This is a genomic window from Arcobacter sp. AHV-9/2010, assembly GCF_004116575.1.
Classification (GTDB): domain Bacteria; phylum Campylobacterota; class Campylobacteria; order Campylobacterales; family Arcobacteraceae; genus Aliarcobacter; species Aliarcobacter skirrowii.
On the sequence record NZ_PDKH01000003.1, the window covers coordinates 306825 to 329365 of the forward strand.

20 protein-coding genes are annotated in these 22541 nt (G+C 28.6%); 16 read left to right on the plus strand and 4 right to left on the minus strand.

Annotated elements, in window-relative coordinates; all coding sequences use genetic code 11:
• Window positions 1–94 precede the first annotated feature (94 nt).
• Window positions 95–283, plus strand: coding sequence for a hypothetical protein (locus CRU94_RS07140; RefSeq protein WP_066162194.1), 189 nt, complete (start codon window positions 95–97; stop codon window positions 281–283).
• 95 nt (window positions 284–378) lie between these two features.
• Complete coding sequence (gene recA, locus CRU94_RS07145; protein WP_109065703.1) at window positions 379–1428, plus strand: recombinase RecA; 1050 nt, start codon at window positions 379–381, stop codon at window positions 1426–1428.
• A 36-nt stretch (window positions 1429–1464) separates the two neighbouring features.
• Here the strand turns inward: recA and CRU94_RS07150 are convergent, their stop codons facing one another.
• On the minus strand, window positions 1465–2811 hold the full coding sequence (locus CRU94_RS07150) for a sodium-dependent transporter (protein WP_129106089.1): 1347 nt from the start codon (window positions 2809–2811) through the stop codon (window positions 1465–1467).
• Between the two features lie 108 nt (window positions 2812–2919).
• Between CRU94_RS07150 and nfo the strand changes: the two genes are divergently transcribed.
• Window positions 2920–3765 carry a deoxyribonuclease IV gene (gene nfo, locus CRU94_RS07155; protein WP_129106090.1) on the plus strand — a complete coding sequence of 282 codons (846 nt, stop codon included), beginning with the start codon at window positions 2920–2922 and terminating at the stop codon, window positions 3763–3765.
• An 11-nt stretch (window positions 3766–3776) separates the two neighbouring features.
• On the opposite strand, the gene dauA is transcribed toward nfo, so the two are convergent.
• Entirely contained in the window at window positions 3777–5399 is a 1623-nt protein-coding gene (gene dauA, locus CRU94_RS07160) for a C4-dicarboxylic acid transporter DauA (RefSeq protein WP_258237423.1), read from the minus strand.
• A gap of 3 nt (window positions 5400–5402) precedes the next feature.
• Entirely contained in the window at window positions 5403–6011 is a 609-nt protein-coding gene (locus tag CRU94_RS07165; RefSeq protein WP_129106091.1) for a tetratricopeptide repeat protein, read from the minus strand.
• Between the two features lie 112 nt (window positions 6012–6123).
• Here CRU94_RS07165 and CRU94_RS07170 point away from each other — a divergent pair, with 112 nt between their 5' ends.
• From CRU94_RS07170 to CRU94_RS07230, 13 genes are all read left to right on the plus strand, one after another.
• Window positions 6124–7857 (plus strand): ATP-binding protein, encoded by a 1734-nt coding sequence (locus tag CRU94_RS07170; RefSeq protein WP_129106092.1) that lies wholly within the window; start codon window positions 6124–6126, stop codon window positions 7855–7857.
• 12 nt (window positions 7858–7869) lie between these two features.
• The gene (locus CRU94_RS07175; protein WP_129106093.1) at window positions 7870–10395 is read left to right on the plus strand and encodes a DNA cytosine methyltransferase; all 2526 of its coding nucleotides are present in this window, start codon (window positions 7870–7872) and stop codon (window positions 10393–10395) included.
• Window positions 10396–10431: 36 nt separating this feature from the next.
• A complete protein-coding gene (locus CRU94_RS07180; RefSeq protein ID WP_129106094.1) occupies window positions 10432–10809 on the plus strand; it encodes a hypothetical protein in 378 nt (125 codons plus the stop codon).
• Window positions 10806–11969, plus strand: coding sequence for a restriction endonuclease (locus CRU94_RS07185; protein WP_129106095.1), 1164 nt, complete (start codon window positions 10806–10808; stop codon window positions 11967–11969). The genes CRU94_RS07180 and CRU94_RS07185 overlap by 4 nt, the downstream gene beginning before the upstream one ends.
• Window positions 11970–11981: 12 nt before the next feature.
• Complete coding sequence (locus tag CRU94_RS07190) at window positions 11982–12758, plus strand: hypothetical protein (protein WP_129106096.1); 777 nt, start codon at window positions 11982–11984, stop codon at window positions 12756–12758.
• On the plus strand, window positions 12758–13633 hold the full coding sequence (locus tag CRU94_RS07195; RefSeq protein WP_129106097.1) for a menaquinone biosynthesis family protein: 876 nt from the start codon (window positions 12758–12760) through the stop codon (window positions 13631–13633). The genes CRU94_RS07190 and CRU94_RS07195 overlap by 1 nt, the downstream gene beginning before the upstream one ends.
• On the plus strand, window positions 13633–14418 hold the full coding sequence (locus tag CRU94_RS07200) for a UDP-N-acetylmuramate dehydrogenase (protein ID WP_129106098.1): 786 nt from the start codon (window positions 13633–13635) through the stop codon (window positions 14416–14418). The genes CRU94_RS07195 and CRU94_RS07200 overlap by 1 nt, the downstream gene beginning before the upstream one ends.
• 85 nt (window positions 14419–14503) lie before the next feature.
• Entirely contained in the window at window positions 14504–16837 is a 2334-nt protein-coding gene (gene topA / locus CRU94_RS07205) for a type I DNA topoisomerase (RefSeq protein ID WP_129106099.1), read from the plus strand.
• The gene (locus tag CRU94_RS07210) at window positions 16838–17350 is read left to right on the plus strand and encodes a YfcE family phosphodiesterase (RefSeq protein WP_129106100.1); all 513 of its coding nucleotides are present in this window, start codon (window positions 16838–16840) and stop codon (window positions 17348–17350) included.
• Window positions 17340–18209, plus strand: coding sequence for a biotin synthase (locus CRU94_RS07215; RefSeq protein ID WP_129106101.1), 870 nt, complete (start codon window positions 17340–17342; stop codon window positions 18207–18209). Before CRU94_RS07210 ends, CRU94_RS07215 begins: the two co-directional genes overlap by 11 nt.
• 106 nt (window positions 18210–18315) lie before the next feature.
• Window positions 18316–19596: a phosphopyruvate hydratase gene (eno, locus tag CRU94_RS07220; RefSeq protein WP_129106102.1), complete on the plus strand. Its 1281-nt coding sequence runs from the start codon at window positions 18316–18318 to the stop codon at window positions 19594–19596.
• A complete protein-coding gene (locus tag CRU94_RS07225; protein WP_129106103.1) occupies window positions 19596–19838 on the plus strand; it encodes an FtsB family cell division protein in 243 nt (80 codons plus the stop codon). The genes eno and CRU94_RS07225 overlap by 1 nt, the downstream gene beginning before the upstream one ends.
• Complete coding sequence (locus CRU94_RS07230) at window positions 19835–20560, plus strand: AMIN domain-containing protein (protein WP_129106104.1); 726 nt, start codon at window positions 19835–19837, stop codon at window positions 20558–20560. The genes CRU94_RS07225 and CRU94_RS07230 overlap by 4 nt, the downstream gene beginning before the upstream one ends.
• Before the next feature lie 14 nt (window positions 20561–20574).
• Here the strand turns inward: CRU94_RS07230 and mnmG are convergent, their stop codons facing one another.
• Window positions 20575–22443, minus strand: a complete 1869-nt coding sequence (mnmG, locus tag CRU94_RS07235; protein WP_129106105.1) for a tRNA uridine-5-carboxymethylaminomethyl(34) synthesis enzyme MnmG — start codon at window positions 22441–22443, stop codon at window positions 20575–20577.
• Between the last annotated feature and the right edge of the window lie 98 nt (window positions 22444–22541).

Consider the following 22541-nt stretch of genomic DNA (forward strand, 5'->3'; position numbering starts at 1 on the left):
TAATATTTGAAGTAGATTCTATCAAATTTTTAATTTATTTAATATTTTATTTAATTATGTAATAATAAACTCAAATTTTACGGAAAAAGAGAAGATGAGAGAAGTAATACCTGAAAATATTTTAAAAATTCAAAAAAAACTTGCAACTTTACAAAAAGATTCAAGAAATTATAAAAAATATACAAAAATATTAGCAAAACATATAAAATCTCATACTATGCAACAAAGAGTAAAAGCCCATATAAAGGTAATTGAAACTATTCAAAATCTAAATAAAGAGTAAAAATATTGCAAATTGTAATATTTCTAACAACTTTTAAAAAAATGTGCTAAGATTTCGACATAAAAAGAAAAAATCAAAAAGAAGAGGTAAAAATCATGGATGAAAATCAAAAAAAATCACTTGAACTTGCTATTAAACAAATAGATAAAGCTTTTGGAAAAGGTACACTTATTAGACTTGGAGATAAAGAGGTAATTCCAACTGAAGCTATTAGTACAGGCTCACTTGGTCTTGATTTAGCTCTTGGTGTTGGAGGTTTACCAAAAGGAAGAGTTATTGAAATCTATGGACCTGAAAGTTCTGGAAAAACAACTTTAACACTTCATGCAATTGCAGAAGCTCAAAAAGCTGGAGGTGTGTGTGCATTTATTGATGCAGAACACGCACTTGATGTAAAATATGCAAGAGATATTGGAGTTGATACAGACAATTTACTTGTTTCTCAACCTGATTTTGGAGAACAAGCTTTAGAGATACTTGAAACTGTTATTAGAAGTGGTGCTGTTGATTTAGTTGTTGTGGATTCAGTTGCTGCCTTAACACCAAAAGTAGAAATTGATGGTGATATGGATGACCAACAAGTTGGAGTTCAAGCTAGACTTATGAGTAAGGCTTTAAGAAAAATTACTGGACTTTTAAATAAAATGAACTGTACAGTTATATTTATTAACCAAATAAGAATGAAAATTGGAATGACAGGATATGGAAGTCCAGAGACAACAACAGGTGGAAATGCTTTAAAATTCTACTCATCAGTAAGACTTGATATTAGAAGAATTGCAACTTTAAAGCAGGGTGAAAACTCAATTGGAAATAGAGTAAAAGTAAAAGTTGTTAAAAATAAAGTTGCAGCTCCTTTTAAACAAGCTGAGTTTGATATTATGTTTGGTGAGGGTATTTCAAAAACTGGTGAGCTTGTTGATTATGGTGTTAAGCTTGATATTATTGATAAAGCTGGAGCTTGGTTTAGCTACGGTGATACAAAAATTGGACAAGGAAGAGAGAACTCTAAAGTCTTCTTAAGAGATAATCCAGCTATTGCAAAAGAGATTGAAGATAAAATTTTAAACTCTATGGGAATAAATGATGCAATTATAACTGGAAGCGATGATGGTGAAGAGGATAGCTCTTCTTTAGAAGATTAATACTTTTTGAGACAATTTAAAATTGTCTCAAACTTCTTAAAAACTTACAAATCCTGCCTCTTTTAACATCAAAACAAAGATAGCAAATGGTGTTATATATTTTAAAACTATAAGCCAAAGTACAAATAAAAACTCTCCTAAGTATGGAACTAATGCTTTTTTAATTATCGTTTTATCCACTACAAAAGCTACAAAAATTGAAATTGCAATTCCACCAAGTGGCATTAATATTGCTGAAGTTAAAAAGTCCAACCACTCAAAAAATGATTTTTCATAAAAAATAAGATACTCTTTAAACTCATTTGAAAAAGATAAAATTGCTATAAATCCTAAGATATATGCAAAAGATGATACTGTTAAAGTTGCTTTTACTCTTTTAAAACCTCTTCTTTCAATTAGATACATAATTGCTGGTTCTATCATAGAAACAGCTGAAGTAATAGCAGCAAAAGCCAAAGCTATAAAGAAAAATATTGCAAAAATAGTTCCAGCAAATCCCATCTGATAAAAAATTGCAGGAAGAGTTATAAATACCAACCCTACTCCTTTATCAACATTTGAACCTGCACTAAAAATTATTGTAAAAATAATCAATCCAGAGACAAAAGCAGTCAATACATCCATAATTACAACAAACATAGTCGCTTTTAAAATATGTGTATCTTCACTAATTGATGCCGAGTATGTCAAAATAGTAACAACTCCAACAGATAGACAAAAGAAAGCATGACCAACTGCTATTAGTATTGAATTTGTATCAAAACTCTCAAAATCTACTTTAAACATAAACTCCATTGCTTTTGAAAATCCACTTAAAGTTGTAGAGTAAAAAAACATCACTATAAATATAATAAATAGTGCAGGAACAAGTATATTATTTAATCTCTCTATCCCTTTTTTTACCCCTTTTGAGATAATAAATATAATTAAAGCAAAAACAAAACTAAAATAAAAAATTTGAGAGGCTAAACTATTTTGAGAGTAGTTTAAAAAATACTCCTCTGCTAAATTTACAGTTGTAGGAAGTGATGTAAAACTTAATACCGTATAGTGCAAAATCCAAGCTATAACTATTGGATAAAAAGATATTATTAAAACTCCTGTTATAAAAGTAAACCCAATATACTTAAAATATTTATGCTTTTTTGGAGATAAAACTTCAAAAGTTGTAACAGCATCTTTTTTTACTATTTTTCCTAAAATAACCTCAGCTATAAAGATTGAAATTCCAATTGTGAAAACAGAGAGTAAAAATACTAAAACAAAAGCTCCACCACCATTTTCTCCAGTTATATATGGAAATTTCCAAATATTACCAAGTCCAATTGCACTTCCTGCAATCGCTAAAACATATCCTATTTTTGAAAATCTATTTTTATGCAAAAAAATCCTTTTTATTATTAAAAATAGATTTTATCTAAAATTTAATTATAAATTTTACTTAACTATATCTTGGGTATAATGAAAATAAAAATCTATTAGGTAATTATTATGAAATTTGTAGGTGCGCATGTAAGTGCTAGTGGAGGGGTTTTTAATGCCCCAAAAAATGCTGTTGAAATTGGTGCAAAGGCTTTTGCACTATTTACAAAAAATCAAAGACAATGGAGTGCAAAAGCTCTTGATAATAAAACAATTGATTTATGGTTTAAAGAGTTAGAAAAATCAAAAATAGAACCAAAGCATATTTTGCCACATGACTCTTATTTGATAAATCTTGGACATCCAAATAGTGATGCTAGAGAGAAATCATTAAATAGTTTTATTGATGAAGTTCAAAGATGCGAAATTTTAGCTTTAGATAGATTAAATTTTCATCCAGGAAGCCATTTAAGAGAGATTAGCGAAGAGGAGTGTTTAAATAATATTGCAGAATCTATGAACTATGCTCTTGATAAGACTAGAGGTGTAAAACTTGTACTTGAAAACACAGCTGGGCAAGGAAGTAACTTAGGTTATAAATTTGAGCATCTAGCTTATATAATTGATAAAATTGAAGATAAGACTAGAGTTGGAGTATGTATTGATACTTGTCATATGTTTACAGCTGGTTATGATATAAGAACGCGTGAAGCTTATGATAAAACTTGGGATGAGTTCTCTAAAATTATAGGATTTGAGTATTTAAGTGGAATGCATATAAATGACTCTAAACCAGAACTAGGAAGCAGGGTTGATAGACACGATAGTTTAGGAGCTGGGCAAATTGGTTGGGATGCTTTTAAATTTTTGATGAATGATCACAGAATGGATGATATTCCACTTATTTTAGAGACTATTGATGAATCTATTTGGGCAAAAGAGATAGAGACTTTATATAGTTTTGTAGAGAATTAAAACTCTCTACTTTATACTACATTTTTAAAATGTTTTGCATACTCTATTGCATCATTTATATTTGAAAAACTTGTAACATAATTCATATGTCTCTCTATTTTTCTTTGAACTCTACTGTTTAAACCTGATAGTATTAGCTTTTTGTTTTTTGTTTCAAAACTATCAATTATAGATTTAAGTGCAACCATTGCAGTCATATCTATTAAAGATACATTTTTCATATTTAAAATTACAATATCTCTTTTATCACTTGAGCTTAAAAGAATTTTCATAGCTTTTTGAGCAGCACCAAAAAACATAGGACCATTTATATCATATATTAAAACATCTTTTGGCAAATCAGGATGCAAAGTTAAATCCTCACTTACAAGCTCAATAGAGTATAGATCAATTGTTCTTTTTATAAATAGTATGGAAGCTAGTCCAATTCCAACTGTAACAGCAACTTGCATATCTATTAAAACTGTTAAACTAAAACAAGCTAAAAGAACATAAATATCATCTTTTGGAGCAGTTTTTAAGATATTTATAAAGTGTTTAACTTCACTCATATTCCAAGCAACCATAAGTAAAAGTGCCGATAACCCAGCCATTGGTAAATATGAGATGTAAGAAGCTATAAATAAAATTGAAACTAAAATAAACAAAGAGTGAATAATTGAAGATAGTTTTGTTGTTCCACCTGAATTTATATTTGCTACCGTTCGAGCAATCGCTGCAGTTGCTGGAATTCCTCCAAAAAAAGGAACTACTATATTTGTAATTCCTTGACCTATTAACTCTTTGTTTGGATCTGTTTTATTTCCCGTCATACCATCACTAATAACTGCACACAAAAGTGACTCCAAAGCCCCTAATATTGCAATAGCAATTGCGTGAGGCAACAAAGCTTTTATAAGATCTAAATTTATCTCATGTGGAGCTAAAAATCCCCAAGGAAGTGTAAATTGTAAAGCAACAGGTGGTATTCCACTTCCTTGTAAATTTCCAACACTATATGAAAAAGTTGAGTGAATTGTTGAAATATTTAATCCAAACTTATAATTAACATATGCAACAACTAAAGTAATAGATCCCAAAGCAATCAAAGCTGCTGGTACTTTACTTTTTGTTTTTCTCCAATAAATCAATATTAAAAGTGTTGCAAATGCTGTTAAAAATTCATAGATATTAAAAGTAGTAAAATTCTTTGCCAAAAGAAGAATCTTATCAATATAGCTTCCTGTAAAGTTCTCAATAGTTAAACCAAAAAAATCTTTTATTTGAAAAGTTGCAATTACAACTGCAATTCCTGAAGTAAATCCAACTGTTACTGGATAAGGAACTAGCTCTATTAAATTTCCAAGTCTAAAAAGTCCAACTAAAATTAAAATAGCTCCTGACATAAGTCCACAAAGAAGAAGTCCAGATATTCCAAACTCTTGAACAATTGGAATTAAAATTACGATAAAAGCTGCAGTTGGTCCTGAGATATTTACTTTACTACTTCCAAATAAAGCTGCTAAAACTCCAGCAACAATAGCCGTATAAAGCCCAAGTTCAGGCGGAACTCCTGTTGCAATTGCAAGTGCCATTGATAAAGGCAGAGCAATAATTCCAACTGTAAGTCCTGAGAAGATATTACTTCGTATCATCTTCTATCTTCCATAAATTTTTACAGAAAAATCTTCTTTTTTATCCTGATATAAATTGTCATAAAACATAGCTTTTTGGCTATCTTCATTTATATATTGATTGTTTGTATATATCAAAACTAACTCTTTTTGAGCCTCTTTAACTCCGCTATTTGCAGCAAACTCTAAAAGTTTTATCCCTTTTTTTATATTGTCATTTGAAAAATAGAAAAAAGATATTTTATAAGCTGCAATTGGATCTTTATATTCAACCTCTTGTAGAAGTTTAATTGCCAAAGCTCTATCCTCTTTTACAGTAATTGCATTTTCATACAGATTTGCAAGTAAGGCATTTGCATAAAAATTTCCACTTTGTTTAGCTAGTTCAAATCTATTTTTTGCTGATTTTGATTCACCAATTTTTAGCTCATAAATTCCAAGTCTTATATTTGCAAAGCTAGTTTTATATGCTACTAAATCATAACAACTCATCTCTAGTTTAATACTCTTATTTTTACAACTATTTGCAATATCTAACTCACTTTGCAAAGAGCTATCACTTTTATAGCTAGAACAAGAGATAAATATAAAAGATATTATAAAAATAGAAGAAAATCTCAACAACCCAAACATAATATCACTCCCAAAAAAATATCTTACGATTTTATCATTTTTTTATTCATTTGTAGTTAAGAAGTTTTAAGATACCATATAAACTTAATATTATTTAAATTTACGGAGCTTTATGCAAGAGGTAATAGATTTTTTAAAAACAAAAGATATAGAGAAAACAAACTTTTTTAATCAATTAAAATGTAGTGTTGAAGAGGCAAAAATACTTCAATATCTATCAAAAGAGTATATGAACGGAAGAGATGTTTTAAGTGTAATTGATATTTTAGGTCAATTTTATAATATTGAAAAATATGAGCACTTAGAGAAATTAAACATTATAAAATCTCTTTTAGAGTTTGGTTGGATTGTTCAAATAGCTTTTGACCAAGTAAAACTAAACGAAGCTTCAAAGTTTGAGCTAATAAATACAAGTGTTTGCCTCTCTAGCTCTTATTTAAAGATGCTTGAAAGCGGAAGTAGTGAGTTTGTTTTACCTGAAATAAAAGATTATAGTGACCATTTAGAGTATCTTCAAGACCAGTTTTTAAAAATAGATATAACTCAACAACTAAATAGCGTAAAAAGAAATTTTGATATAAACTCACCTAGTTCAAGTAGGCTTAAAAACAAACTTCTTCTAGTAGAAAATAGAATAAAAGAGAGAATAAATGCAACTACAAATAAGATAGTTCTTGAAGAGTTTTTTAAAGAGCATAATCTTGATGAACAGGAAAAAATTCTATTTTTGGCACTATTAAAAGAGGAGTATAGCGGTGGAGATGGAACATTAAGAGAGATGAACTATCTTCTTGAACTTGTATCAAATGATGATTATGAGAAGATAAAATATAGAAGTTTGCTTGAAGAGAGTTCAACTTTGGTATCAAAAAATTTAATTGATTATGATGAAGTTTTAACTCCTTTTGGAGGAATAAATAGAAATTTCTATATTCCTGATGAGATTTTATACAAAATATCTCATCCAAATAAAAAAGGCTCACCTGTTTCAAAAATTAAACTTGAAACAATAATCAAAGAGCAAGAGATTTTTGAATTAAGCACTACAACTAAAAACTTAGATGATGTTGTTTTAAATCCAAAAACAAAAGAGACTTTAAATAATCTTTTAAAACAAGTTGATAAAAGTGTTATAAATAGACTTAAAACTTGGGGAATAAAAGATAAAAAAAGAGGAATAGAGGCAAAAATAATATTTTATGGACACGCTGGAACTGGAAAAACAATAACAGCTTTAGCTTTGGCAAAATCTTTAAAAAAAGAGGTTTTAAGCTTTGATTGCTCAAAAATATTGTCAATGTATATTGGTGAGAGTGAAAAAAATGTTAGAAATATTTTTGATAAATATAAAGAGATAAAAGAGCAGACAAAAAGCGAACCTGTTTTGCTTTTAAATGAAGCTGATCAATTTTTAAGTTCAAGAAGTAGTGGTGCAGGAAGTAGTGCTGATAAGATGCATAATCAAATGCAAAATATATTTTTAGAGCAGATTGAAAAATTTGATGGAATCTTAATAGCAACTACAAACTTGCTTGAAAATCTTGATAAAGCATTTTCAAGAAGATTTAACTACAAAATTGAGTTTGTAAAACCAAACAAAGAGCAAAGAGTAGAGCTTTGGAAAAAACTAATTCCACAGGCTTTACCTTTAGAAAAGGATTTTGACTTTGAAAAAATTGCACAACACGAACTAACAGGTGGACAAATTGAGCTTGTGATTAAAAATACAGCTTATAAACTAGCAATTAGTGAAAATGCAATATTTACTCTAAAAGATTTTGAAGAGCAGATTACAAAAGAGAAGAAGGGTCAATTTGACAGTGATATAAAAGTAGGATTTTTTTAATAAGGATTTAAGATGAAACATTTAAATCAATTAATTTACAATAAAAATAACAAATATTTAACTTATATCTCCCTTTTTAGTAGTGCTGGGATTGGTTGTTATGGATTTAAACAACAAGGTTTTAAATGTATAGCAACAAATGAATATCTTGAAAAAAGAATTAGGATTCAAAAATATAATAAAAAATGTGAATTTAATAGTGGATACATCCAAGGTGATTTATCTAAAAAAGAAATACAAGAAAAAATATATAAAGAATTAGACAATAATAATATTTGTGATTTAGATGTTTTAATAGCAACTCCTCCTTGTCAAGGAATGTCTATAGCTAATCACAAAAAAAATGATGATGAAATAAAAAGAAATTCTTTAGTTGTTGAGTCTATAAAAATAGTTAAAGAGATAAAGCCAAAGTTTTTTATTTTTGAGAATGTAAGGGCTTTTTTAAATACTATTTGTACAGATATTGATAATATTGATAAACCTATACAAGAAGCAATATATTTAAATCTTGGAGGCAACTATAATATATTATCAAAGGTTTTAAATCTTAAGGATTATGGAGCTCAATCAAGCAGAACAAGAACCTTAGTTATTGGTGTTAGAAAAGATTTAATAAATATAAGCCCTGAACAACTTTTTCCAAAAGAACAAAATGCAAAAACTCTAAGAAAACTTATATCTGATTTGGAACCTTTAAAAAATATGGGTGAAATTTCAGAAAGTGATATTTATCACTCATATAGAAATTTTGATATAAAAATGTTACCTTGGATTGAAAATATAAAAGAGGGTCAATCTGCTTTTGATAATATAGAAAAAGAAAGAATTCCACATAAAATAGAAAATGGAAAAATTGTTTTTAACAAAAATAAAAATGGTGATAAATATTCACGATGGTATTGGGATAAAGTTGCTCCTTGTATTCATACACGAAATGATATTTTAGCTAGTCAAAATACAATTCATCCAAGTGACAATAGAGTTTTTAGCATTAGAGAACTAATGTTAATGATGACAATTCCTAATGAATTTAAATGGTCAAATATTGAATTTGAAATTTTAAATAACTTAACATTTGAAGAAAAAAAGAAGTTTTTAAAACAAGAAGAGTTAAATATAAGACATTGTATTGGGGAAGCCGTTCCAACAAAAATATTTGAACAAATTGCACAAAATATTAAAAAAGTTTTAAATCAAAAAATTTTGTCTATTAATGAGATTAATAAAATTATAAATGAATATAATTTACAAGATTTAAGTAATTTAAAAATTTTCATTAAAAATAATCCTTGTAAGTATGATATAAATACTCTTTATAGCATTGCAGAGTTATCAAATGTAAATAGAAATGAAACTAAAGCATATTTTACAAGAGAAGATATAGTTTTTAATATGGTTTCAAAATTGCCCAATTTTGATGATAAAAAATTGATTAAAATATTAGAACCATGTGTAGGAATTGGAAATTTTTTGCCTTTATTATTTAAAAAATATAAAAATGTTCCAAAAGTAATTTTAGATGTGATTGATATAGATAAAAATTCACTTGAAATTTTAAAACTATTATTAGAAAAGACAAAAATACCTAAAAATTTTATTATCAATTTTATCAATGAAGATTTTTTATTATGGAAAAATGAGTATTTATATGATTTAGTTGTGGGAAATCCTCCCTATGGAAAAGTTATTAATGAAAAGAATTTATTAGATTCTTATAAAGCTATTTCACAAAATAAAGAAACTAACAATCTATTCTCATTTTTTATAGAAAAAACTATAAATTTAGCTAAATATATTTCTTTAATAGTTCCAAAAAGTTTGATAAATGCTCCTGAATTCAATAAAACAAGAGAAATTTTAGAAAATAAAAATTTACATTCAATTACTGATTATGGAGAAAAAGCTTTCAAGGGTGTTAAAATTGAAACAGTAAGTTTTTTATTAGATACTTACAAAAAAGAAAAATTTGAGCAAATAAAAGTGGAAAGCTATATCACAGATACTATTTTTTATCAAAATAAAGATTACATCTTTTCAAAAAGATTTCCATATTGGTTGCTATATAGAAATGAGTTTTTTGATATGGTTGTTGAAAAAATGCAACTAGATATATTTGAAACTTTTAGAGATAGACAAATTACGAAAAAACATACCTTAAATAGTGGAAAATTTAGAGTTTTAAAATCAAGAAATATTAAAAATAATGGTATTAAAAATATAGAAAATTATGATTGTTTTATAAATGAAATAGATAGTTTTACAGTATCAAAATATCTAAATCAAAACAATATTGTTTTAATCCCAAATTTAACATATTATCCAAGAGCAACATTTTTACCTAGAAATAGTATTGTCGATGGTTCAGTTGCTATTTTAAAACCAAAAAATGGTATTGAAATTACAAAAAAACATTTGGATTATTATAGTAGTGAAGAGTTTACGGAATATTATAGAATAGCCAGAAATAGAGGAACAAGGTCTTTAAATATAGATAATAATTCAGCTAAGTTTTTTGGATTACTTAAGTTAGAATAAGTAATAATCTTGTAAATTTATTTTAAAAGGATAATTATGTATAGAGCAAATTTTGGAACAAACACTCCTCCCCAAATTCAATTTACTTCTGAAAGTCAATACTATAAAGCTTTAGGTTATTTAGCAAAATCGGATGGAACATCATCGATTCATTGGGAACATAATGAAAATCAAGGTGCTTGGGGAAGTGAAGGAAGAATTCATTTTTATATAAGCAATCCACCAATACCTGGCTATTTTAAATTAACAGAAGGAACTGGTAATGTTATAAATAGAACCAACTGTAATGAATTTATACAAAATATAGTGACTAATAATATGTTTGTTATGGGAGGCACTCAAAATGTTACTAATATAAGAGCCACTATACCGCCAAAATTTATTAGTGATTTTAATTATGGACTAACACTTTGATAAGCAAGATTAAAAGTTATTTAGAAAGTTTAGATTTAGATATTAAAAAAACAAAAAATGCAAGATTTTTTGATCAGAAAGTTCAACCAGATGTTTTAAGTGCAGTTTGTGAATGTATTCTTAATTGTACTGAAAATAAAACTATTTTTACAGTTAATGATATACGGTTTTGTCCATATTCAAATGAATTAGTTACTGAAATATTCAATAAACCAGATATTCAAAAAGCTCAAAATGAATATGATAAGTTTTTTGCACAACCACTTAAAATGTTAGCTTATTGCGGTTTGCTTCAAGAAAATAAAAAAGGTCGTACAAATGAATATACTATTATTCATAAAGATTTTATAGAATATATTTCTTTACGAGATAGAAATGCTTTTTATTTTTTAGCTTTTTATCTTGAAAAAGTTTTAAAAGATAGTGATATTTGGAAATATTTTGATAATTTTTTTAACAAACAAGATAAAAATTCATTGTATGAATTAAGAGATAAGTATATTACTTTTATTAAAGAACATACGAAAATAAAAAAAGATAAAGAACCTATTAGAATATTTAACCCACTATTAAGAACCATAGCTTTTAAGTTGAAAAAACTAGGTACACTCGATGGGGAAGTATCTGTTATTAATTATGATGATTTACTTTACAATAGACCAAATTGGAGAGATGTAAAAAAAGATAAATCTCTCACAAGAGAAGAATTTAATACTAACTTTTTTGAAAAAGAGATAGATAATGATAAATTCTATAAATATCAAATAGAAAAAGCAAAGAAATTTATTAAATCTATCCATAAATGTAGTGAAATTCATAGATTTGAAACATATCCAGCAACACAAGCTCATCATATATTTCTTTCATCTGAATTTCCAGAATTAGCTGATATTCCTGAAAATATTATTGCCATTACACCTAATCAACATTTTTATCGTGCTCATCCAAATAATAAAACTGCTTTATTAGATAAATCCTATCAAGCTATTTGTTTAATATCTAAATTGGATAGTATTGAAATAGATTATATAAAAGAATTAGGTAATTATTCTAAGGAAAAGTTTATTGATATTGTCAATATTGGATTAGAGAAAGACTTTTCTCATACTTTAGATTTTGAAACATTAAAACATGAAATCCTAAAAGCTTATTTAAAATAAAAAGGAAGATTAGTGAAAATTATAAAAAATTATGATTATATTTTAACTCTTGGAACATTTTTTGAAGATAAAAATCTATTGGAAGATTTAAAAAACTCTTCAAAAAATGGAACTAAAATAATCTATATGCACCCAATAGATAAATATGAATTAAAAGATTTTTATCACTTTTTTATAAAGTATGAAGTTGGAAGTGAAGAGGCTATTTTAGCCCTGATTTTATACTTTTTCTCAAAAGATAAAAAGATTATCTCAAACTATTTAGAAGATCTTGATATTGGTTATTTATCTGCTGAAAGTAGTGCTGGAGAGGATGAGTTTGAAGAAGCTTTTGAAATTTATGAAAACTCTTTGAAAAAAGCTTTGATTTTAGGAGATGATTTACTAAATCATAGAAGTATTGAAAATATTGTTCAATTAGTAAAAAATATAGAAAAATATACAGATTTAAATCCTATTTTTACTTCACTAGAATTAGAGAATATGGTAAAAAATAGTTCAGAAAAGAAGTTAGTTGAACCTAAAAATCTTGAGAGTTTTAATGGAACTGTTCTTTATTTTTTAGGAAAAAATAGCTTAGAAGATGATTCAAAAATTATTGCAAGTCAAACTTTTTTAAATGTTGCAAAAGTAGCAAACAATGATTTTGTAACTTTTAGTTGCAATAACAAAGAGTTTAAAAAACAAATAGTTTTAGATAACAATCTTTTAGGAACAATCGCTTTAATAAATGAAGATATTTCAGATTATAAATTTAGAAAAATAGGACTTAAAAAGGAGCAAAAATAATGCAACAAATTAAAACTATTAGTGTAGGGCACTCACCTGATGCTGATGATATTTTTATGTATTATGCTATTAAATTTGGTTGGATTAGTATAGAGAATACAAAATTTGAAAATATAGCACTTGATATAGAGACTTTAAATCAAGCAACACTAAAAGGAGTTTACGATATTTGTGCAATATCTTTTGCTCTTTATCCTTTTGTAAAAGATGATTTTGCACTTTTAAAAACTGCTGTTTCATTTGGAGAGGGTTATGGTCCAAAACTTATCAAAAAAAAAGGAACTAAACTAAAGAAAAACTTCAAAGTTGCTCTTAGTGGAGAGTTTACTACAAATGCACTTTTGTTTAAAATTGCATATCCAGAAGCAAGAATTTCATATATGAACTTTTTGGATATTGAAAATGCTGTACTAAATGGTGATGTTGATGCTGGAGTTTTAATTCATGAATCAATTTTAACTTATAGCCAAGATTTAGAAGTAGAGCGTGAGATTTGGGATATTTGGACAGAACTATGCAACGGTGAAGAGTTGCCACTTCCACTTGGCGGAATGTGTCTTCGTCGTTCAATTCCACTTAATGATGCTATAAAATATGAGAATGCACTTATAAAAGCAGTTGATGTAGCAAATAAAAATAGAAAAACTTTGGCTGTAATGTTGCTTGAAAAAGGACTTATAAGAGTAGATGCCAAAACTTTAGATAAATATTTGGATTTATATGCAAATGATAACTCTGTAAAATTAAGCCCAATTCAATATAAAGCTATAGATAAACTATTTGAATTGGGTTACAAAAGTGGTCACTATGAAAATCTTCTTCGTTCACAAGATTTTACAATTCCAAGCGAGTACGAAGATTTAAGAAATAGCTAATGCAAAACTACTTTAAAACAATTGATTTTAAAAAATACTCTTCTATTCATATAGGTTGCGTAAAAGAGGTTTTAGTTATAAATGAAATAGGCGATTATAGTGATTTTCAAATAATTGGTCGTGGAAATAATCTACTTATTTCACCAAAATGTGAAAAAAAATTTGCCGTTTTGGGTGAAGAGTTTGATTATATCAAAGAGGAAAATAATCTTTTGTATGTTGGTTGCGCTACTAGTAGTGGAAAACTTCTTACATATACAAGAAAAAATGATATTGCATCTTTAGAGTTTTTAGCAAAACTGCCAGGAAATATTGGTGGACTTGTAAAGATGAATGCTGGATTAAAAGAGTGGGAAATTTTCAACTATCTTCATAGTATAAAGACAAAAGATGGGTATATAAAAAAAGAGGATATAGATTTTTCATATAGGCATACAAATATCAACTCTATTATTTATGAAGCAGTTTTTTATATCCAAAAAGGTTTTAGTAAAGAGATGCAAAATGAGTTTGTGAAAATGAGAGATAATCAACCACAAATGGCTAGTGCTGGAAGCTGTTTTAAAAATCCAAAAGGTGATTTTGCAGGAAGATTAATAGAAGCTGTTGGGCTTAAAGGTAAAAAGATAGGAGATATGGAGTTTTCAAATACTCATGCAAATTTTTTAGTAAATCATGGCTCTGGAACTTTTGATGAAGCTATTAGCTTAATAAATCTTGCGAAACAAAAAGTAAAAGAGCAGTTTGATATAGAGTTGGAAACTGAGATTATAATTTTTGAATAAGCTAGATTAAAATTCACACTATTAAGAAAACCTTACATTTTTTATGTTAGAATGCACACTTTTAGAAAATATGAAGGCAATTTAAGTGAAAAATTTAGTAATAGTGGAATCACCAGCAAAAGCAAAAACAATATCAAAATTCTTGGGTTCTGATTATGTAGTTATGGCATCTATGGGGCATGTAAGAGATCTGCCAAAATCAACTTTAGGATTTGATCCTGAAGATAATTTTAAACCAAGCTATCAAGTAAGTAGTGATAAAAAAAAGGTAATAGCTGATTTAAAAAAACAGATCTCAAAAGATACAACAATCTACCTAGCGGCCGATGAGGATAGAGAGGGAGAGGCTATTGCTTGGCACTTAATTCCAGCACTAAAGATTGAGAAAAATCCAATAAAAAGAATAGTTTTTCACGAAATTACAAAAGATGCAATACTTAAAGCCTTACAAAATCCAAGAGATGTGGATCAAAATTTAGTTGATGCTCAACAAGCAAGAAGAATACTTGATAGGGCTGTTGGATATGAGCTTTCACCATTACTTTGGAAAAAAGTAAGATATGGTTTAAGTGCTGGAAGAGTTCAAAGTGTTGCTGTTAAAATAATTGTAGATAGAGAGAATGAGATAAGAGCTTTTGTTCCTGAAGAGTATTGGAAAATAAAAGCTGATTTTATAAATCCAGAGCTTTCAAGTGAATTAGCAAAGAAAAATGGTAAAAATATTAAAGTAAAAAATGAACAAGAGGCAAGAGATATTGAAAACTCTTTAAATAGTGGTTCATATAAACTTGTAGATATTGAAGAGAAAGAGAGCACTAGAAATCCAGCCCCACCATTTACAACCTCAACACTACAACAAGAAGCAAGTAGAAAAATAGGTCTTAGTGTTGCTCAAACTATGATGATAGCTCAACAGCTATATGAAGGAAATACAGCAAATATTCCAAATCATACAGGTGGTTTGATTACTTATATGAGAACTGACTCTTTAAATCTTTCAACTGTTGCAACAACTGCTGCTAAAAAAGTTATTGAAGATGAGTATGGAAGTGATTATTCACTTTCTAAACCAAGAGCTTTTAAATCAACTGCAAAAGGTGCACAAGAAGCTCACGAAGCTATAAGACCTGTTGATATGAGTTTAAAACCATCTGATGTAAAAACATATTTAGAACCTTCACAATATAGACTTTATAGCTTAATTTGGAAAAGAACAATAGCTACTCAAATGGCTACTGCAAAAATTGCAAATACAACTTATAAAATAGAAGCTGGTGCTAAAAAAGAGTTTGAGTTTCAAACAAAAGGTCAAAGAATTATTTTTGCTGGATTTATGAAAGCTTACACAGAAGGTAGTGATAATCCAGAGGCTGCACTTGATAGTGCTGAAAAAATTCTTCCAAATATAAAAGTTGGAACAGTTTTAGAACTAGAAAATTTAAGTAGTGAACAAAACTTTACAAAACCACCTTCAAGATACACTGAAGCTTCTTTGGTTAAAAAACTTGAGAGTGAAGGAATTGGAAGACCTTCAACTTATGCTCCAACAATTTCAACTATTCAAGCAAGAGAGTATGTAGTAAAAACAGAAGATAAAAAATTAGCACCAACACCAACAGGAGAGATTGTAAATAGTTTTTTAACTGATCACTTCTCAAATATTATTGACCTTGGATTTACAGCTAAAATTGAAGAGCAGTTTGATGATATAGCAGAGGGTAAAAAAGCTTGGGTTGATGTAATGAGAAACTTTTATGGAGATTTTAAAGAGACTATAAAAGATAAAGAGGAGAATATTAGTAAATCTGATTATTCTCAAGTAAGAGAGCTTGGAATTGACCCAAAATCTGGAAAACCTGTAAGTGCTAGAGTTGGAAGATTTGGACCTTTTGTTCAAATTGGAACAAAAGATGATGAAGAGAAACCAAAATTTGTGGCAATTCCTGAAAAACTAAATATGGATACTATTACACTTGAAGAGGCACTATTTTTATTCAATCTTCCAAGAGTTGTTGGAGTTGATGATAGTGGAAATGAGATTAAAGCAAATATTGGAAGATTTGGTCCATATTTACAAGTTAAAACAAAATATTACTCACTAAAAACTGATGACCCTTATACAGTTGATGAGATAAGAGCAAAAGAGATTATAAAAGAGATTGATGAGGCTAAAAGTAAAGCTTTAATAAAAGAGTTTGAAAAAGAGAAAATTCAAGTTTTAGATGGTCAATATGGAGCTTATATAAAACAAGGTAGAAAAAATTTCAAAATACCAAAAACAAAAGAGGCTTCAAATCTTACTTTAGAAGAGTGTTTAGAGATTATTGAAAAAGATAGCAAAGGTGCTAAAAAAACTACTAGAAAAGTAGCTTCAAAAAGTACAACTACAAAAAAGACTACTAAGGCTAAAAAAGAGTAGATGAAAATAGCAATTGTTTCAGATAGCCACTTTAAAGTAGATTATTTAAAAAATGCTATTGAATTTTTAAAAAAAGAGGATTGTGAATATCTAATTCATGCTGGAGATATTTGCACGGTTGACTCTTTGGAAGTTTTGAAAAATTGTGGTTTAAAATATATTTGTGTTTTTGGAAATAATGACAAAAATCTTTATGAATTTAGCAATAACTACAATATAAAAAAAGAGCCATATTATTTTAAAATAAAAGATAAAAGTTTTAAACTTATGCACCTTCCAATGCACTTAACTCCTGATACAGATATCATAATTTTTGGTCATACTCATGAGTTTAGTTACCAATATATAAACAAAAAACTATTTTTAAATCCTGGTGAAATTTGTGCTAGAGAAAAAGAGTTTGTAGAGTGTGTAAAACTAGAGATTAATGCAAATGAGTATATAATCACAAGATATTTTAAAAAGTTAGATGAAGATAATTTTATGAAAGAAGAGATTAAATATGAACAATAATGAAGAGATTTTTTTATGTGCTATTTGTAATGTTGAGAGTGGAACTTGCAACGAAGATTGCAAATTTTGTACACAAAGCGTAAAGTATAAAGCCGATATTCAAAGATATAAACTAAAAAGTATTGAACAAATTGTAAAAGAGGCAACAGTTGCAAGAGCAAACGGTGCTGTTGGATTTTGTTTGGTTACTGCTGGAGCTGGACTTACAGATAAAAAAACTAAATTTATTGCAGAGGCTGCAAAAGCTGTTAAGGCTGCAAATTTAGGATTAAGATTAATTGCTTGTAATGGTATTGCAACTGTTGAGCAACTAAAAGAGCTAAAAGCTGCTGGAGTTGATAACTATAACCATAATTTAGAGACTTCAAGAGATTTTTATCCAACAATCTGTACGACTCATACATGGGATGAGAGATACCAAACTTGTCTAAATGTAAAAGAGGCTGGATTAAAACTTGTTTGTGGTGGAATTTTTGGAATGGGAGAGACTCAAGAGGATAGAATATCTATGCTTGAAGCTATAAATTCACTTGATCCTATGAATGTACCTTTAAACTTTTTTCACCCAAATGAAGCTCTACCAATTGTGGAAAATTCAATAGATATTGAACAAGCTTTTGATTTAGTAGAACTTGCTAGAAAAATGATTCCAAATGCACATAAAATAATGGTTGCAGGTGGAAGAGAGTTAATGTTTGGTGATAGACAATATGAGATTTTTAAGCGTGGAGCAAATGCTTTTGTAATTGGAGATTATCTTACAACTGCTGGAAAAACTCCAAAAGATGATGTTGAAGCACTTGAAAAACTTGGTTTTAAAATTGCTAAACATATGCATTTAATGCCAGACGAAAAATAGAGTTTTTTAGACTTTTTCCTTTATATATTTAAATATAAGTAATAAAGGAAATCCCAATTTTTTTTTAGATATAATCGTAGCAAAAAATTTTAATTTAGGAGACCTTGTGGTATATATTGACAATATTTATGCTGATGAAGTTATGGATTCAAGAGGAAATCCAACTGTAAGAGCAACTGTAATTTTAAGTGATGGTACAAAAGCAAATGCAATAGTTCCAAGTGGTGCAAGTACAGGTAAAAGAGAAGCCCTAGAGTTAAGAGATGGGGATAATAGATTTTTAGGAAAAGGTGTTCTAAAAGCTGTTGAAAATGTAAATACAAAAATTGCAGATGAGCTAATTGGTCAAAGTCCATTTAACCAAGCTGAGATTGATGCAATTATGAAAGAGATCGATGGAACACACAACTACTCAAATCTTGGAGCAAATGCTGTTTTAGGTGTTTCTATGGCAGTAGCAAGAGCAGCTGCAACTTCACTTAATATGCCACTTTATAGATACCTTGGTGGAGCAAATGCTATGACTATGCCTGTTCCTATGTTTAATATTATAAATGGTGGAGAGCATGCAAATAACTCTGTAGATTTCCAAGAGTATATGATTATGCCAACTGGTTTTGAAAACTTCAATGAAGGTTTAAGAGCAGTTGCAGAGATTTATCAACACCTTAAAAAAATTATTGATGCAATGGGTGAGAGCACAGCAGTTGGTGATGAGGGTGGATTTGCTCCAAACTTAAAATCAAATGAAGAACCAATAGCAGTTATCATGAGTGCAATTGAGAAAGCTGGATATAAAGCTGGTGAACAAATCTCTATTGCTCTTGATGTTGCAGCTTCTGAATTAATTGATGAAAAAACAAAAAAATATGTTTTAAAAGGTGAAAATAGAGAATTAACTTCAGCACAGCTTGTTGATTATTATGCTGATTTATGTTCTAAATATCCAATTGTTTCAATTGAAGATGGTTTAAGTGAAGATGATTGGGATGGATGGAAAATTTTAACGCAAAAACTTGGAAACAAAGTTCAATTAGTTGGAGATGATCTGTTTGTTACAAATGCAGCTATTGTTGCTGAAGGTATCAAAAAACAGATTGCAAACGCTGTGTTAATTAAACCAAATCAAATTGGAACTGTAAGTGAAACAATGCAAACAATTAGACTTGCTCAAAGAAATAACTACAACTGTATTATGAGTCACAGAAGTGGAGAGAGTGAAGATGCATTTATTGCTGATTTTGCTGTTGCATTAAATTGTGGACAAATTAAAACAGGAAGCACAGCAAGAAGCGATAGAATTGCAAAATATAATAGACTTCTTGAAATTGGTTCAGAGATTGCTTATAGTGAATATTTAGGGAAACAACCTTTCTCTAAAAAATAATGAAAAAACTAAGTGAGAAAGCAAGATTTATAGTTTTTACCATATTTTTGGCTATATTTACAATATTTCTTGCATATCACTTTGTAAATCTTCTTTTAGTTGGAGACAATTCTCTTAAAGTTTATAATTCATTAAAGTATAAAAAAGTATACTTAGAGAGTGAAAATTTACGCCTACAACAAGAAAATGCTAGATTACAAAAAGAGTATTTTGAACTTAAAAACTTGGAGCCAGAAGAATGAAAAAATTACCTAAAATTTTGTTATTAGCTATTTTAACAATCTCATTAGAAGCTAGGGAAAACCCCTTTTCAAATTATGATGAAAATGTTGATAATAGCTTAGAGATTAAAGAGTCAATTCAAGAAGAGATGTATATTCAAAAAATCCAAAAAGAGATTGATGAAAAAACTTCACCAAAAGAGCCAGTAACACCAGTTGTAAAAAAACCTGAAGAGAGAGTTGTTACTAAAAAAGAGCTTGATGCGATAATTTCAAAAACAAACAAACAAAATGAGCAAAAAGCAAAAGAGCTTGAAAATATTAAAAAAGAGCTCGAAAATATCAAAAAAGAGCCAGAACAAGTTGTTTTTGTAAAACCTAGAGCAGATATACTTAGCGAAGATGAAACTACTCAAGAGAGTGTTAGAACTTTTAGTATTGAAAAAACTGTTTTACCTTTTTTAAAGATATCAATTGCTGATAATAAACTTCATATTATGACTGATTACAAGGTTACAAAAAAGTTTAATCTTGATAAAGAGAATAAAATTGTTTTTGATTTCAAAGCAAAAACTGATTTTGCAACACAAAGAGAGACTTTTTTAGATACAAATTTCAAAAGCTTAACTGTAGGAAATCATAAAAATGCAGGTTTCTTTAGAGTTGCTGTAGAACTTAGCGATAATCCATCTAAATACAATGTAGATGTAACTACGGGAAATATTACAATCTCTTTAAAGTAGATAGGTAAAACTATCTACTTTTGTTTTAAAAACATATTCAAATTTAAATGTATAATATCCAAAGCAGCAGGTGTAATTCCAGAAATTAGACTTGCATTATAAAGTGTTGGTGGTCTGTGTTTTTCAAGCTTCTCTATAACCTCATTTGAAAGCCCTGGAAGACCTTTGTAAGAGAAGTTTTCAGGTATATTTAGTTTTAGCATTTTCTTCATTTTTTCTATCTGTTTTTGTTGCTTTTGAATATATCTATAATATTTTGCTTCTACAATTATTTGCTCTTTTAAATACTCATCAAGCTCTTTTAAACTAGGAACCAAAATATCTAATTTTTCAATATCAATTGTATTTCTTCCTATTAAATCAACCAGTAAAACCTTATCATTTATTTTCTCTTCGCCAATAGATTCTAAAAGCTCTAAAGTCTCTTTTTTTGAAGTTATCCATGTAGATGCCATATAATTAATTGCATCTTCTAAAACTTTTCTTTTATTCTCAACTTTTGCAAATGTTTCATCATCTATAAGTCCTAATTGATGTCCATATTGACTAAGTCTTATATCAGCATTCTCTTCTCTTAATAGAAGTCTATACTCAGCACGGCTTGTAAACATTCTATATGGTTCGTGCGTTCCTTTTGTAACTAAATCATCAATTAAAACACCAATATATGCCTCATCTCGTCTTAAAATAAATGGCTCTTTATTATCTATTGCTAAAGTTGCATTTATACTTGCCATCAAGCCTTGAGCTGCAGCCTCTTCATATCCAGTTGTTGCATTTATCTGTCCAGCATGATAAAGATTTTTTATCTTTTTAGTCTCAAGAGTGTGTTTTAACTCAGTTGGATCAACATAATCATACTCAATAGCATATCCATATCTTACAATTCTTGCATTCTCTAAACCTTTTACGCTAGCAATCATTTGCTTTTGAATCTCAATAGGAAGTGAACTTGACATACCATTTACATAATACTCTGTACATTTAGCAGTTTGTGGCTCTAAAAATAGTTGATGTCTCTCTCTTTCGCTAAATCTTTTTACCTTATCTTCAATACTTGGACAATATCTTGGACCTGAACCTTGAATCTGTCCTGTATAAATAGGAGCTCTATGAAAATTTGCAGCAATTAACTCATGAGTGCTTAAATTTGTATAAGTTACATAACAAGGGTATTGTGTTGGATTAAAATCCTTTTTTGATGTTCTAAATGAAAATGGTGTAGGTTTTACATCACCACCATGAGTCTCCATTACTGAAAAATCAATACTATTTGCATCAAGTCTTGATGGAGTTCCAGTTTTTAGTCTTCCTACATTTAATCCCAACTCTTTTAGTTGAATAGATAGAGTACTAGATGGCAACTCCCAAGCCCTTCCAGCTTCATAAGTATTCTCTCCAATATGAATTAAACCTCTCATAAAAGTTCCAACTGTAAGAATAGTTTTTAAAGATCTAAACTCTTCCCCTAGTTTTGTTTTTACTCCTAAAACTTCACTATTTTCAACTATTAAAGAGCTTACTTCATCTTGATAAATATCTAAATTTGGAGTGCTATGACAAACTTTTCTCATATACTCTTTATACTCATCCATATCAATTTGAGCCCTTGTCCCTTGAACAGCAGCTCCTTTTGAGCCGTTTAAAACTCTAAATTGAATTCCTGAGGCATCTGTACAAAGTCCCATCTCTCCACCAAGAGCATCGATCTCTTTTACTAAATGTCCTTTTGCTAAACCACCAATTGCAGGATTACAACTAGCCGCTCCAATTTGCTCAACTAGCATTGTTATTAATAGTGTTTTTTTACCAAGTCTTGCACCTGCTAATGCTGCTTCAATACCAGCATGACCAGCACCAACAACGATTATATCGTATTGCATTTAATTTTCCTTTTTAAAGAGTATTAGAATTTTTAAATAAGAGTTAAAATTAGCTTCTTATGAATTTTTGGCTATTATAACCAAATTTTATCTAAAGG